Origin of the sequence: Bacillus sp. MHSD_36 (genome assembly GCF_030757775.1) — a bacterium.
Classification (GTDB): Bacteria; Bacillota; Bacilli; order Bacillales; family Bacillaceae_G; genus Bacillus_A.
In genome coordinates this window covers 62,454-75,963 of record NZ_JAVBIS010000008.1, presented here as the reverse complement: position 1 = coordinate 75,963, position 13,510 = coordinate 62,454, and the positions used below count along the sequence as shown (strand labels likewise).

Genomic DNA, 13,510 nt, shown 5'->3' with positions numbered 1-13,510 from the left:
GCTAATGTTTAGTATAGATAATTTACACTATGCTAACAGTGAAAACTATCTATACTAATAACAAAAAGGTGTCTTCAAAAAAGACACCTTTCAAAAACAGACACTATAAAACAGAATTATTTATTGTTATACGATTGTTAGATACAAAAAGTAGAGGGAAATGTTTGTATTAAATTCTGCTTTATAAAGTCTGTCTACCACTTATATTGTAATCCTCTTCATTTGAAAAAAAATATAATATGCATAATTGCATACAAAAAGAAAAAGCACTCTACTGAGTGCCTTTTCAACCATTTTACTTTTAATATATCGCTTTGAATATATTGTAACATATGTATCCATATATTTTATTGAGAAAATTCAAAATCCTTTTTCTTTCATTTTCACTTATAAAATCATGTAATATAAAAGGTATGTCAAATTCTTATACAAGTTGAGGTGTACTATATTTATGTATTTTGGAATTATTCCTCTTATATTATTTATTATTTTTCTTATCTCCTATTTAAAAGACCCACGAAAAATAATAAATGGCTTTTTATTTAATGCCTTTTTCTGTTTTTTCCTGCTTTTTTGTATTATTGCAGCCTATCATTCGGGTAATAATACCCTACACGCAATTATACTTCTCCCTATTTTAGCACTTATCGTTATGATTCCTTTCGGTGTTGTTGCTTTAATGTTTGGGCTATTTCTAAATGCTAGAATTTTAATGAAACGAGAAGGCAGACGTTTCACTAACTGTTTAACACTCATTGCTGCTTTAGGGATATTATTCTTTATGTTACTCCCTATTATAAATCCAGCAAGTTTGGTCTCATCACATTTCCAGCCTATTTTCGCTGGTATTTCTCTTATAACCGTATATTTCTTTATACACTTATCTAACTTCTTAACCGCTTATTTTCTATATCAATTCAACAGACCAAAACGTAATCAAGATTTCATTATCGTTCTTGGAAGTGGCTTAATTAATGATAAAGTACCACCTTTACTTGCAAGTCGTATTCATAAAGCAATCGACTTTTACTGGAAACAAGCCGCTGTGAATACACCACCAACAATTATTTTCTCTGGTGGACAAGGTCCAGATGAAGGCCTTCCTGAAGCAGAAGCAATGCAAAATTATGCTGTTGAAAAAGGAATTCCGATTGAACATACCGTGCAGGAAAATCGTTCTGTCAACACATATCAGAATATGTTGTTCTCTAAAGAAATTATGGATTCTTTAAAACCTGAAGGTAAGTATAGAAGTATCTTTACAACAAACAACTTCCACCTTTTCCGCGCTGGTATATACGCAAGACAAGCTGGCCTTAATAGCCAAGGAATCGGATCAAAAACTGCATTTTATTACTGGCCTAATGCGATGATTCGTGAATATGTTGCGATTGTCGTAATGGGACGTAAACGTCATATGAAGTTTTGCGGAGTTATTTTAGGATTCGCTTTATTCCTATCCGTGCTTAGTTTTATCATTTCTTAATAGCATCCCATCCTTTGAAAGGATGGGATTTCTTATACTCATTTCAAAAATATTTTAAAGTTAATATGGTCATAATATTCCCTGCATACATCCATTAAAGGAGAATTTTTTCAAATTAAATGTTAAAATGGAATTTAGGTGTGAATGACGTAACAAATAAGAAACTAGTTTGAAACGAGGAAATTACATGGAGAAAATTATGAAAAACAAGCCCAATAAGCTAAAAATTGCTTCTAAAGCTTTGATGATTATTATTGGGGCATTTATCACAGCGTACGGATTAGAAGCAGTATTAATTCCAAATAACGTATCAGACGGTGGTGTAACTGGTTTAAGTATCGTTAGTTCAAGATTATTTGGATTGCCATTAGGAGCTCTAATCGCAGTTATTAACATTCCTTTCGTTTGGTTAGGATATAAGCAAATCGGTAAAAGCTTTGCGATTTATTCCATTATCGGTATTGCTTCATTAGCAATAGGTACCGTTGTCATGCACGGAATACCAGCTATTATTGAAGGCGATACATTATTAGTTACAGTTGTTGGTGGTATTATCATCGGTTTTGGTATGGGACTAGCATTACGTAACGGCGGGGCATTAGATGGAATCGATATGCTAGCTGTATTGCTTTCTCGTAAGTTACCATTTGGAACGAGTGACCTTATTTTATTCTTAAACATGTTCGTATTTATTTTCGTATCAACAGTATTCGGCCTTCAAGGAGCTATCCTTTCGGCAATTGCTTACTTTATTGCTTCGAAAGTGATTCATATCGTTGAAGTTGGTTTAAGTGGTTCGAAAGCATTTAAAATCATTACAAAAGAGCCTGAATTAATGGTAGAAACCATTCGCGATCGCTTAGGCCGAAGTGCAACATATAACGAAGTATACGGTGGTTATTCTAGAGAGAAATTTAAAGAAATTTCTTGTGTAATTAACCGTTTAGAAGAGAGTAAAATGAAAGAACTTATTAATGAAATCGATCCACACGCCTTTATTACAGTTTATGATGTGGCAGAAGTAAAAGGCGGTAACTTTAAGAAACGTGATATTCATTAATCGTTATGAAAAACGAGGGTGTGCCAATATGTTGGCACACCCTCTTCTTTTACCATTATCAGTTTTTGTCGGTAAGTCGATATATTCTAATAATCGCTGATATATTTTGAGTTGTGGTCGATATACTTCGATAATCGCTGATATATTTTAAGTTGTGATCGATATATTCCAATAATCGCTGATATATTTTGAGTTGTGGTCGATATATTCCAATAATCGCTGATACATTTTACTCCCCCCACCTTCCCCCGCTCTTAATCCATGCTACATATTTTTGAAAGGCGGGCACTTCTTGTTGAAAACGAAGTGGAACATATAGAAAGAGAGTACATGTACATAGTATCCATAGAATACCTACTACAAAGTGAAATTTCATCGTTGTGCTAATAAACAAGCTGAGAAATAAGACGAGGAACATAATTACACTAAATCTTTTATACATAGTCATACTACTCCCTCCTTATACATGAATTGTACCAGCTACAAGGAATTAATTTCCATAACAAAGAGACCGAAAAGTAAATTCCACTTTTCGGTCTCTTTAACTATCTTCTCTTCGTAATCTTTCCTGAACCACCGACCCTCGTTTTCGGAGGCGATGTATTCCTTGGCGGCGTTTTAATAGATGATTTCGGCTTCACATCTGATCCGCTTGAACCACCTGGGTTTTTCGTTATTTTCCCTTTGCTTCCAGTAGAAGGCGGCGTACTACTTCCTTTTTTCGTAATACTTCCTGTATCTCCTACGGAAGGTTTCGAATCTACATTATCGCCTCGCTTAATGATAGATCCTTTCCCTTCCTTCGTAATGGGAGGCGGGGTTTTCTTTTCTTCTTTCGTAGGCGGTCTCTCTGGAATAACCGGTTTATGATTTTGTCTATCGTTATATCCGCGATAATCACCGTATGATGATTTTCGTGAACCGAATATATCGTTTAAAATACTCCCCATAATATATCCCTGTAAGAAGGATGGTTGGTAATTTTGACGGACAAATTCTTTATTGCTTATTTCAATTAACGTATCAGATGGTTTCTCTTTATCCTTTTGCAGGTTATAAATCTTATCAGAATAAACGAGGAACATTTGATTTTCGTCTTCTTTAGATGCTTGCTTCGGTTCTCTTTCATTCACGAGTTCCTTTGCGACTTCAGGAACTGACCGATTGGCGGCCCTATACACGTAAGATTCTTGTTTACCTTCTTTTGCGACAGATTCTAGTGGATAACGGTCTTGAATCGACTTTGTCTGTCCGCCTTGACAACCTGATAAGGCATATCCAGCAACAACAAGTAACGTAACGATAGCAAGTATAGGGATCACGAACGATTTAATCATGGTAAACAATCGGTTTGACATGATTACGCCCCCTTACGTTGCTCTTATAATTTGTACATCAGCAGGAATAATTGCTTCTCCCTCATACATCATTGTGCGACCATTTTGCCATTCAATACGCAATAGTTTTCGGTTATCTGATTGGAATTCCCATACATACTGTTCCTCTGAAGCAGAGAATGGTGTTTTTCCCATCACAACAACACGCCCGTTATATTGCTCTTCCATATGGTATTCTGTATCATCCATTTCAATTGTCGTCGGAATTTCATCAATCGAATCTAAGCGACCATCAATTGGTGTATATAATTTGTAATACGTATTTTCACGGTCTTCAATTTTTAAATAACGAATATCTTTCCCGTCTTGCAGTGTCAAAACAATTTCTTTACGAGAATGCATACTCGTTTTCCCGGTCAATTCGTACATAACTAATGAAACTTCAATCATGTCGCCAGGAGCTAACGTCAACAAACTTTTCTCCGGTTTTGGCGGCTCTGGACTCTTCATTATATTTTTAATTCGTTTGAACAAACTCATGATCTACCCCTCCTTCTCTCTTTATAAACAAGCACCTAAAATAAGTGCACCAACGATATGTAATGATCCGGCTAACATCGCATGCGCAATACTGCCTTCTTTCGTACCTTCTTCTAAATCTAAACCAGCTATTTTCTTTAACACAAACTCAATAAACATTTCTACTACTAACAAAATAACGAAAGAAACTGCTGATGCAAGTAGCGCTTGCCATAAATCATTTGCTTTCGTTATCGATTGGGATAAAATGTACCCTTGCGCGAATAATTTCATGACGAAACGAGTTGTTACAGCTGTATTCCCATTCTTTATTTCTTTTAAATCATTGTATTTAGTAAAAATTGAATCAATCCACATAATTGCAAATAAAAGCACTGCACTTGCTCCAGTCCATACAAGCATGGCTACTACATTTGTCCATGTCATTGCAAAACCTCCTCTTAAATGATAATAGAAAACCGACATGAATTTATTTAGACATGTCGGTTCATTTGTCTCTATTCTATATTATTTCTCATACTGCTTCATAATACGAGCTAATTCATCATCAACAGCAGAATTTTTATTTAAGCTTGCGAATTCATCATCTAATGACTTTTCTTTCTTGTACACTTCGCCGCTCGCTTCTGCTTCAGCTTCTAATTGAAGAGCCTTTTCTTCCATACGGCTTAAACCAGCTTTTGCTGAGTTTGAATCAAATCCAGACATCGCCTGATTAATATTCTTTTGTGCTTTCGCCGCATTTACACGTGCTACAAGTGTTTCACGTTTATTTTTCAGCTCTGTTAATTGCTTACGCATTTCTTCTAACTTCAGGCGAAGATTATCAGCAGCAGCTTTATTTTGCTCATAGCTTGCTTTATATTCATTCATCTTTTGCTCTGCATTTTGTTTTTCTTCAAGAGCACGACGCGCAAGGTCAAGATTGCTTGCTTGAACAGCCATATGAGCTTGCTCTTCACGTTTTTTCACAAGTGCTTCTTGCTCTTCAAATAGTATTTTAAACTTCTTCTCAAGTGCAATTTGAGCTGCTACACTTTTTTCAGCTTCTTGTACATCTGCTTGCATATCGCGTAAATATTGATCCGTCATCTTAACTGGATCTTCCGCTTTTTCAATTAATGAATACACATTCGACATTGTTAAATCTCTTAATCGTTTAAATACAGACATTCTAATTCCTCCTATGACTTACCTCATATTTCAAATTCACTACTTGGAAAACTGAAAAATCTCCCTTAACAGTAAAGAATATTCATTTTTACAACCTATGTGTTTATTATAGCAAAACTAATATGTCCTTACATGTTATTTCCAAAATACAGCCAATATAATATGACATTCCCTATAAAACATTGTATTCCTAATATATTCTCATTAACCTACTTCAAAATTAACTTATTTTTATGCACTTTCACTAAATTACATTATTGTAATGTTACTGTAAGCTAACTCGATAGTTACGTTGCGATATTTCTTATACACTAATACCAGAAGCAACGAGCAAGCTTCTCATCATTTCAGAACTAATACAAAAATGTATTGACTATAAAACATATAAAAGGAGAAATCATCATGAAAAAATTAGTAGGAATCGGATTAGCAGCAGCAATTTCATTCGGAGCATTATCAGGTTGTTCTTTATTAGGAGAGAAAGCAAACGGTTTTGTACTGTACGGATCAGAAGAACAAGTTCAACAAATTACAGATAAAAACAAAAAAGAAGTGAAAGAAAAAGACTTCTATAAAATGAAGATGACAACATTAGAGGGTAAAAAAGTTCTTGTTATGGATAAGAAAACTGGTGAAGAACTGGTGAAGAAAGAGTTACTTAGCAAGGTTGATGAAAAAGACGACACGAAACCACTTGATAAATTGCCAGCTGTAACAGCAGAGCAAGGTGTATTATTTGCTAAAGAAAAAGTAGAAAATGCTACACTTGATGGGGCAAAATTAAAATACGAAGGCAATACAATTATCGGAAGTGGCCGTGCATATACAGATATGTATGCAATTGTTGATGACGCAACTTACAGCAATGTAAAAGGTGATGAAAAATCTGTTGGGGTATTAAAATTCGATAAAGACCCAAGTAAAGAATTCCCTGGCTACAACGGCGTAGAAGCTTCTCAACTTGTAAAAATTAAAAAGTAAAACAAAAAAGCTTTGCGAAATTCGCAAAGCTTTTTTGTTATTTATGAGCGATTTGCTCCATATCCGGACTACAAGTTTGCGACTGACATGACTTATTTAAAGAACATGCTGCGCATTTTCCTTTTTTACTTCTCTTTACAAAATTCACTAACGTGTATGCTGCATAACCAAAAATGATAGCTCCAATTATAATATTGACCACCATCGTAATACATCTCCTTCTAGAATCCGAGTAAGGATCCAATTTGGTATATAATGAGTGTTAATACATAAGCAACTACGAGTGGATAAACGACTGAGAAAATCGTCCATTTCGCTGATCCTGTTTCACGTTTAATAACAGCTACCGTCGCTAAACACGGAACATATAATAAAATAAAGAACATAAATGCATAAGCTGATAATGCTGTATAATGTGCTCCCATTACGTTTCCAAGCACATCTTCTTTCACCGCATAAATAATTGCCATTGTAGAAACGACAACTTCCTTCGCTAAAAATCCTGTTAAAAGGGATGCTGCAGCTTGCCACGTTCCAAAGCCAAGCGGTGCAAATAGTGGTGCGATAAATCCACCAATCATTGCTAAGAAACTGTCTCCCATATCAACACCAAATCCTGATGGACCTGCATAATTTAATAGCCAAATGACAACAGAACCACCGAAGATAAATGTACCTGCTTTACGAACAAATCCTTTTCCTTTCTCCCATGTGCTCAGCCATAATGTTTTTGCTTGTGGCACGCGATAAGGAGGTAGTTCAATGACGAAAATAGACTTTTCCGCTTTTAAAATGGTAAGAGACATAATTTTTGTAACTAATAACGCAAGGACAATCCCTGCAACATATAAAGAAAACACAACAGTCGCCTGACTTTGAGGGAAGAATACTCCCGCAAATAATGCATATACAGGTAAACGTGCCGAGCAAGACATAAACGGTGTTACAAGAACTGTAAGTAAACGTTCTTTTTCTTGTTCAATCGTTCTCGCTGCCATAATACCTGGAACATTACATCCAAAACCGATAATCATCGGAATAAACGCTTTTCCGTTTAAACCGAAGAACTCCATAATTCTATCCATAACAACTGCAATTCGCGCCATATACCCTGAATCTTCTAACAATGAAATGAAAAAGAATAATGCGAAAATTTGTGGAACGAATACTAACACAGCACCAACACCGGCAATAATACCTTCTGTAACGAGTGCTTGAATAAAATCAGAAGCTCCAACACTTGTAAGCCCTGCCGTTACCCAATCCGTAAGCTGTCCGCCAAAAAACTCATCTAACATATCAGATAATGGTGTACCAATCCACGTAAACGTAACCTGAAAAATAAAAAACATAACTGCTAAAAAGATTGGAAGTCCTAAAATTTTATGTGTAATTAATTTATCGATTTTTTCTGAAAAAGGAATTTTCCCTTCTTTCTCATGCTTCATAACATTTGTTTTTAACTTTTCAATATACGCTTCACGAGTTTTGTAAATGTGCTCTTCCAACGTACAATCAAGTTTTCCTTCTAAGCGAGATCGAATGGCTACAAGTTCCTTATAAATTGGTAATGCTTCCATTTCTTTTTCTACTACTTCGTTATTGCTTAAAAATTGAAGAGCTAACCATCTTGGATGCTTATAATTCGCTGTCTCTAAAAGAGCTATTACCTCTTCGATTCCTTCATCCATTTGTACACCATATGAAATAAGGAATGGCTTTTTCTCTTTTTTGTCATTTTCTTTCAGAGTCGCAAGTAGTTCTTCACAGCCTTTTCCGCTTCTTGCAACGACAGGAACGACTGTTACACCTAATATTTCTGATAATCGTTTTACATCAATTATAATTCCTCTTTGCTTCGCCACATCAATCATATTTAAACCAATTGAAACTGGCTTACCAAATTCAAGTAATTGCAACGTTAAATGCATATTTCGTTCAAACTGCGAGGAATCCACAATATTTAACATATGCTGAAATTCTTCTGTTAGTAGAAAGTTTGTTACAACACCTTCATCACGTGAAACTGGATTCAAGTCATAAACGCCTGGTAAATCAATTAATGTTCCTTTCTTATCTTTTAATTTACCAACCTTCTTTTCTACTGTTACACCACTCCAGTTTCCTACATACTCATAAGAACCAGTAAGTGCATTAAATAACGATGTCTTTCCTGTATTCGGATTCCCTAGCAAAGCTACCTTATTCACGCTAATTCCACCTTTATCATTTTCGCGTCACAATGACGAATACTAATTAACTGTCCACGACACTCCAATGTACAAGGACCTTTAAACATCGCTTTCTGTTTCAAGCGAAGTTCGCTTCCTTCCGCAAGACCGAAAGCAGCTAGTCTTCTCTTTAATAGTTGATCTAAAGAATGAACGCTTTTTACTAACACTTTCTCACCAATTTTAATATCTACTAAACTCATAAACTTCCCCCTCAGAAGAGAATGATAATTATTTTCAAAAAAATTATAACATACTCTATTTCACTTGGACTATATCTTTTTACTTCATATTTATTAACATTTTGCTACAATTCTATTTCAATTATTGTCATACTGTATTCATTTGCCATTCTCATCCATTTCGCTTACAATAAACAGTAGCAAATAAAGAATCTCGTTATCACAGGGGGAGCCATGCCGCTGAGAGGGAACACTTCGTTCCGACCCTTCGAACCTGTTAGTTAATGCTAACGCAGGGATTGTGCAAACGTCCGAAATACATACCTCTTTTTATTTACGTATTTCGTATCCTCCTATGATATCTATTCTTTTTTGTACAACTTGGATTTAGGGGGAGACAACATGCGTAACACCAATTTACAAGCGATGATCGAATCTGCTATTCTTGCAGCCTTCGCCTTGGTCATCGACATTTTACCATTATCAATTAAACTTCCAACAGGCGGTTCCATTTCATTCGCTATGATTCCTATTTTTATTATTGCATACCGCTGGGGCTTTAAATCAGCTTTCTTAGGTGGTTTAGTTTGGGGACTATTACAAATTGTCGTGGGAGATGCTTACATTTTAACACCTATTCAAGCATTCATTGAGTACTTCATTGCCTTTGCTTTTATCGGATTTGCTGGCTTATTCTATCGTCCAATTCAAAAAGCACTTTTAACGTCCAATGAAAATAACTTAGAACAATCAAGTTTAGGTAGCCGTAAAGACAAACCTTCATCAAAACAAAACGAAGGAAAGAAAGTCCTTGCTTATATTATCCTTGCTACATTTATCGGTAGCTTTGCTCGCTATTTCTGTCACTTTATTGCCGGTATCATTTTCTGGGGACAATATGCACCGAAAGGTCAATCAGCTGTGCTATATTCATTAATCGTAAATGGTAGTACAATGATTGGTTCCTATATTCTATGTACCGTTTTACTTATATTTTTATTTCTTACTTCACCACGCTTATTCAAGAGCATCAATGCTTATCAAATAAATGCAAACAAAAAGGGCGCTTAATAAGCGCTCTTTTTTTCATATCGTAATATCAATTAAAAATACAATAAATGCGCAAAAGAAAATAAATACCATTATACTTAGCCAATTGCTATGCACGGTTCATCGACTCCTTACATAACCTCATTTTCTAACCAGATTATATCGCTTAAAAATAAAGATTAGGTAAAGATAATATGAAAATAAATTAAAAAAGCGTAGCATGCATCATCTACGCTTTTTTCGATAAATAGAAATAAAATAATACACCATCTTCTGTATTCTTTACTCCATATTCAGCATCATGTAGTTCTAAAATATTTTTAGAAATAGCTAGCCCAAGCCCCGTCCCACCTTGCGAACGTTGACGAGCTACATCCACGCGATAAAAACGATCCCAAATTTTATCTAATTGCTCTTCTTCAATGTGAGTACCTTTATTTTCAATACACACTTTTATACGATCCTTCTCATCTATTGTAGAAATAATAATATCTTCTTTATTTGGTGTGTAACGTATGGCATTTGTAATGAAGTTCACAATGACTTGTTCAATCCGTCCTTGATTGGCGACTACTTCAAATGGACTTATATTTTTATGAACACGAAGTTCTTTTTTCTCTATTTCTACAGAAAGGTGTTCACATATATCTTCAATTACTGTATCAATATAAAATGGATCCTTTTTCATTTTATATGTGCCTGACTCAAATTTAGCTAACTCCAGCATATCCAAAATTAATGTATCCATTTTATCTACTTCCCGTTCCATCGCTTGAAAATAATACTCCTTTTTATGCTCAGCTACTCCATCTTTTAAAATAGAAATACAGCTTTTCATAATACTGAGCGGTGTTTTTAGTTCATGCGAAACACCAGAAATGAATTCTTTCCGCGTCTTTTCTAATTTTCTTTCCTTTTCAATATCTTGTTCTAGCTGTCCAATATGGGAATGTAGTTTATTTGATAATACATTAATATTTTTCGATAAATCACCAATTTCATCTTTTGAAGTAATTGGTATTTGTTCTGTGAAATCTAAATGCGCTATTTTCTTTGTCGTATCATTTATTTTTAATAAAGGCTTTGCAATTTGTTTTGAATAATAGAATGACGCTAGAAAAATAAGAACAACTACAAATGCAATGATGTAAATGTAGTAATCTTGCACCATTTGTACGGCTTCATCTACAGGCTGTAAAGAAGCCATCGCATATATATAAGTTACTGATCCACCTTTTTCTTTTATTGGCTTGATTAATAATTTATATTTAATATCATTTTTTTCATAGTCCATTGTTTGTATTGCATATTGTATGTGCTTACTCTCTTTTAATAATAAATTAGTTTGAAATTCTTTTATGTTATCTAAGAAGATGCTATTTTTATAAATTGGATTTATAGGACCTGTTACATCAGGAAGCTGAACTTTCGTAACACGCCCACTTATGTAAGCATCTAATTCTTGAGCAGATTCTTTCTGAACAGCTGGTTTCTTTTCCTTAGCAAGTTGTTCCTCGGCTGCTCTCTTTTTCTCCTCATTTAATTTCATTTTCTCCTGAAACGCTTTTTCTAACGGTTTATTAGATCCGCTTAAATTTTGCTTGCCTAACGCGAAAGAGAATGGAATATAACTATCATTTTTTTTCACGCCAGAAAAATAAATTTCTTGTCCTAAAAATGCATTTGATGATTTATTATCAATCTCCTCTATATTGATGAGATTGTATAAAGGAATTTTGAATATTTGTTGTCCAAAGCTCTTTTGTTGCCTACGATCTATCGTTACCTCAAAATAGAAATCATCCGTATGTTTTAAATTACCATTCTGATCTAATGTCGTAATCCACGTATTATTTTCTCTTAAAAAGTCTTGCTCCAGTCGCTTAATTTCTTCTGTATTTCCTGCATAGTTTAAATAATTCTTCTCAAAGGAATTTAAATTCACTTTAATATCTTCCACTTTTCGATTCGCGTAATATTGTTTAAAAAATATCGTTTGTCCAATAAATATCGTCGCTAAAATTAACATACATAATGCTGTTGTGAGGATAAATAATTTTAGTACAATCCCTTTTCTCATACATTTCCCTCAAATTTATAACCCGTTCGTACTACAGTTGTAATGTACTTTGCTTTCTCTCCTAATTTATTTCTTAAATTACGAATATGGCTGTTAACCGTTCGATCGTCACCAGCAAATTCATATCCCCAAATTCTTGATATGAGTTGCTCTCTTGTTAAAACAATCCCTTGGTTTCTCATAAAATACGCTAATATTTCAAATTCTGTATGTGTTAAATTAATGTCTGTTTTATCTACCGTAACAGTACGCGAAGGAAAATGGACATGGATACCATGGATTGATAATGTATCATCTTCATTCTCTAAAAGTTGCTTTGTCACTTTTCTACTTTCTAACAATCTTTTCGCCCTTGCTAATAAAATTGGCGGACTATACGGTTTCGTCACATAATCATCTGCCCCAAGTTCAAAACCAAGTAACGTATCATCTTCATCTACGCGTGCCGTCAGCATAATAATGGGCACCTCGGATGTTTTACGAATTCTTCGGCAAACGGACCATCCATCGAGTTCTGGCAACATAATATCTAAAATAACTAAATCAACCTCTTCTTCCTCAAATACAACTAAAGCTTCTTTCCCGTCCCTTGCTTCAAACACTACATATTGCTCACTTAAAAAATAATCTTTTAATATTTCACGTAATATATCTTCATCTTCAACAATTAAAATATTTTTTGCCATATCTTATATATCCCCCTCTCGCTTTCAGAAACTATAATTTCACTTTGAATAACTGCCAGTTAACCTCGCCTCGATAATATATCTATCTGGTGCATTCCCTATATAATTAAATGGGTAACAAGTTGTCAGTGTTAATATCGGTTCTTCTTTTTTTATAATAACAGTGCGATCATCCGCATGGGTAATCCACGTCTTTTGAATTTCATATGTGTAACTTTTATTATCATACTCTACAACAAGAGTGTCTTTTTCTTTCAAATCTCCTAAATCTGTAAATACAGTATCCCTATGCCCACTTAGTACAGTATGTCCCCCTCCAGATGGCGTTGTCGTTACATCACTAACGAACATTCCAACCCCTTTCTTCAATGTTGCATCATCCGCTCCCCAATATACAGAAAACTTCTTCTTTATTTTCGGTATATGTAACATCGCTACCTTTTCTCCTTCTTTATGCTCTGTTTGAGAAGAAGGCACTTGAGAAGTTACGGGTGTTTCATATGAAAGTTGATCATGTTTTATATTGTTAAAGCTCTTTATTTCTTCCTTCGTTAGTTGCCCGGCAGAGCTTTTTCCTTTATACCATTCCACAGCATAGTATGATCCCATAAATAGTCCTATAGCCATCAATATGATACCGATATAATTGAGTAACTTCATGTTTCATCCCTCCATGCCAAAAATGGTAGGAATAACCTACCATT

General features: G+C 34.6%; 15 protein-coding genes and 1 riboswitch. Of the genes, 4 read left to right on the top strand and 11 right to left on the bottom strand.

The features are described from left to right. Nucleotides 1–451 precede the first annotated feature (451 nt). Together Q9B79_RS23460 and Q9B79_RS23455 are read left to right on the top strand one after the other, a co-directional pair. The gene (locus tag Q9B79_RS23460; protein ID WP_306188105.1) at nucleotides 452–1,486 is read left to right on the top strand and encodes a YdcF family protein; all 1,035 of its coding nucleotides are present in this window, start codon (nucleotides 452–454) and stop codon (nucleotides 1,484–1,486) included. A gap of 187 nt (nucleotides 1,487–1,673) precedes the next feature. Beyond that, a complete protein-coding gene (locus Q9B79_RS23455; protein ID WP_263704531.1) occupies nucleotides 1,674–2,546 on the top strand; it encodes a YitT family protein in 873 nt (290 codons plus the stop codon). A gap of 229 nt (nucleotides 2,547–2,775) precedes the next feature. On the opposite strand, the gene Q9B79_RS23450 is transcribed toward Q9B79_RS23455, so the two are convergent. The 5 genes from Q9B79_RS23450 to Q9B79_RS23430 all read right to left on the bottom strand — a co-directional run bounded on the left by Q9B79_RS23450 (nucleotide 2,776) and on the right by Q9B79_RS23430 (nucleotide 5,596). Further along, nucleotides 2,776–2,994, bottom strand: a complete 219-nt coding sequence (locus Q9B79_RS23450) for a hypothetical protein (protein ID WP_000180098.1) — start codon at nucleotides 2,992–2,994, stop codon at nucleotides 2,776–2,778. A 97-nt stretch (nucleotides 2,995–3,091) separates the two neighbouring features. Further along, the gene (locus Q9B79_RS23445) at nucleotides 3,092–3,904 is read right to left on the bottom strand and encodes a DUF4247 domain-containing protein (protein ID WP_306188101.1); all 813 of its coding nucleotides are present in this window, start codon (nucleotides 3,902–3,904) and stop codon (nucleotides 3,092–3,094) included. A gap of 12 nt (nucleotides 3,905–3,916) precedes the next feature. Further along, nucleotides 3,917–4,423, bottom strand: a complete 507-nt coding sequence (locus Q9B79_RS23440) for a DUF4178 domain-containing protein (RefSeq protein ID WP_000051750.1) — start codon at nucleotides 4,421–4,423, stop codon at nucleotides 3,917–3,919. 21 nt (nucleotides 4,424–4,444) lie between these two features. Beyond that, nucleotides 4,445–4,849, bottom strand: coding sequence for a DUF350 domain-containing protein (locus Q9B79_RS23435; protein WP_306188099.1), 405 nt, complete (start codon nucleotides 4,847–4,849; stop codon nucleotides 4,445–4,447). A gap of 81 nt (nucleotides 4,850–4,930) precedes the next feature. Continuing rightward, a complete protein-coding gene (locus Q9B79_RS23430) occupies nucleotides 4,931–5,596 on the bottom strand; it encodes a PspA/IM30 family protein (protein WP_000110287.1) in 666 nt (221 codons plus the stop codon). Between the two features lie 402 nt (nucleotides 5,597–5,998). Between Q9B79_RS23430 and Q9B79_RS23425 the strand changes: the two genes are divergently transcribed. After that, nucleotides 5,999–6,577 (top strand): lipoprotein BA_5634 family protein, encoded by a 579-nt coding sequence (locus tag Q9B79_RS23425; protein WP_000737471.1) that lies wholly within the window; start codon nucleotides 5,999–6,001, stop codon nucleotides 6,575–6,577. Nucleotides 6,578–6,614: 37 nt separating this feature from the next. Here Q9B79_RS23425 and Q9B79_RS23420 read toward each other — a convergent pair whose 3' ends face one another. From Q9B79_RS23420 to Q9B79_RS23410, 3 genes are read right to left on the bottom strand one after another with little or no spacing between them, the layout of a single operon-like run. Continuing rightward, a complete protein-coding gene (locus Q9B79_RS23420) occupies nucleotides 6,615–6,782 on the bottom strand; it encodes a FeoB-associated Cys-rich membrane protein (RefSeq protein WP_140970027.1) in 168 nt (55 codons plus the stop codon). A 16-nt stretch (nucleotides 6,783–6,798) separates the two neighbouring features. Further along, the gene (gene feoB / locus Q9B79_RS23415; protein ID WP_306188097.1) at nucleotides 6,799–8,787 is read right to left on the bottom strand and encodes a ferrous iron transport protein B; all 1,989 of its coding nucleotides are present in this window, start codon (nucleotides 8,785–8,787) and stop codon (nucleotides 6,799–6,801) included. Further along, nucleotides 8,784–9,011: a FeoA family protein gene (locus Q9B79_RS23410; protein WP_000060517.1), complete on the bottom strand. Its 228-nt coding sequence runs from the start codon at nucleotides 9,009–9,011 to the stop codon at nucleotides 8,784–8,786. The genes feoB and Q9B79_RS23410 overlap by 4 nt, the downstream gene beginning before the upstream one ends. Nucleotides 9,012–9,205: 194 nt before the next feature. Beyond that, nucleotides 9,206–9,307: riboswitch (TPP riboswitch) on the top strand. A gap of 85 nt (nucleotides 9,308–9,392) precedes the next feature. Between Q9B79_RS23410 and thiT the strand changes: the two genes are divergently transcribed. Then, nucleotides 9,393–10,061, top strand: a complete 669-nt coding sequence (gene thiT, locus Q9B79_RS23405; RefSeq protein WP_306188093.1) for an energy-coupled thiamine transporter ThiT — start codon at nucleotides 9,393–9,395, stop codon at nucleotides 10,059–10,061. Between the two features lie 208 nt (nucleotides 10,062–10,269). Here the strand turns inward: thiT and Q9B79_RS23400 are convergent, their stop codons facing one another. From Q9B79_RS23400 to Q9B79_RS23390, 3 genes are read right to left on the bottom strand one after another with little or no spacing between them, the layout of a single operon-like run. Further along, nucleotides 10,270–12,120: a sensor histidine kinase gene (locus tag Q9B79_RS23400; RefSeq protein ID WP_306188091.1), complete on the bottom strand. Its 1,851-nt coding sequence runs from the start codon at nucleotides 12,118–12,120 to the stop codon at nucleotides 10,270–10,272. Further along, entirely contained in the window at nucleotides 12,117–12,806 is a 690-nt protein-coding gene (locus Q9B79_RS23395) for a response regulator transcription factor (RefSeq protein WP_306188089.1), read from the bottom strand. Before Q9B79_RS23395 ends, Q9B79_RS23400 begins: the two co-directional genes overlap by 4 nt. A gap of 39 nt (nucleotides 12,807–12,845) precedes the next feature. Continuing rightward, on the bottom strand, nucleotides 12,846–13,466 hold the full coding sequence (locus Q9B79_RS23390; RefSeq protein ID WP_306188086.1) for a class D sortase: 621 nt from the start codon (nucleotides 13,464–13,466) through the stop codon (nucleotides 12,846–12,848). Nucleotides 13,467–13,510: the final 44 nt, after the last annotated feature.

What these genes read in the sequence shown, in the direction of transcription:
- Q9B79_RS23460 (WP_306188105.1), top strand. Translation starts at nt 452, where the DNA reads ATGTATTTTGGAATTATTCCTCTTATATTATTTATTATTTTTCTTATC.
- Q9B79_RS23455 (WP_263704531.1), top strand. Translation starts at nt 1,674, where the DNA reads ATGGAGAAAATTATGAAAAACAAGCCCAATAAGCTAAAAATTGCTTCT.
- Q9B79_RS23450 (WP_000180098.1), bottom strand. Translation starts at nt 2,994, where the DNA reads ATGACTATGTATAAAAGATTTAGTGTAATTATGTTCCTCGTCTTATTT.
- Q9B79_RS23445 (WP_306188101.1), bottom strand. Translation starts at nt 3,904, where the DNA reads ATGTCAAACCGATTGTTTACCATGATTAAATCGTTCGTGATCCCTATA.
- Q9B79_RS23440 (WP_000051750.1), bottom strand. Translation starts at nt 4,423, where the DNA reads ATGAGTTTGTTCAAACGAATTAAAAATATAATGAAGAGTCCAGAGCCG.
- Q9B79_RS23435 (WP_306188099.1), bottom strand. Translation starts at nt 4,849, where the DNA reads ATGACATGGACAAATGTAGTAGCCATGCTTGTATGGACTGGAGCAAGT.
- Q9B79_RS23430 (WP_000110287.1), bottom strand. Translation starts at nt 5,596, where the DNA reads ATGTCTGTATTTAAACGATTAAGAGATTTAACAATGTCGAATGTGTAT.
- Q9B79_RS23425 (WP_000737471.1), top strand. Translation starts at nt 5,999, where the DNA reads ATGAAAAAATTAGTAGGAATCGGATTAGCAGCAGCAATTTCATTCGGA.
- Q9B79_RS23420 (WP_140970027.1), bottom strand. Translation starts at nt 6,782, where the DNA reads ATGGTGGTCAATATTATAATTGGAGCTATCATTTTTGGTTATGCAGCA.
- Q9B79_RS23410 (WP_000060517.1), bottom strand. Translation starts at nt 9,011, where the DNA reads ATGAGTTTAGTAGATATTAAAATTGGTGAGAAAGTGTTAGTAAAAAGC.
- thiT (WP_306188093.1), top strand. Translation starts at nt 9,393, where the DNA reads ATGCGTAACACCAATTTACAAGCGATGATCGAATCTGCTATTCTTGCA.
- Q9B79_RS23400 (WP_306188091.1), bottom strand. Translation starts at nt 12,120, where the DNA reads ATGAGAAAAGGGATTGTACTAAAATTATTTATCCTCACAACAGCATTA.
- Q9B79_RS23395 (WP_306188089.1), bottom strand. Translation starts at nt 12,806, where the DNA reads ATGGCAAAAAATATTTTAATTGTTGAAGATGAAGATATATTACGTGAA.
- Q9B79_RS23390 (WP_306188086.1), bottom strand. Translation starts at nt 13,466, where the DNA reads ATGAAGTTACTCAATTATATCGGTATCATATTGATGGCTATAGGACTA.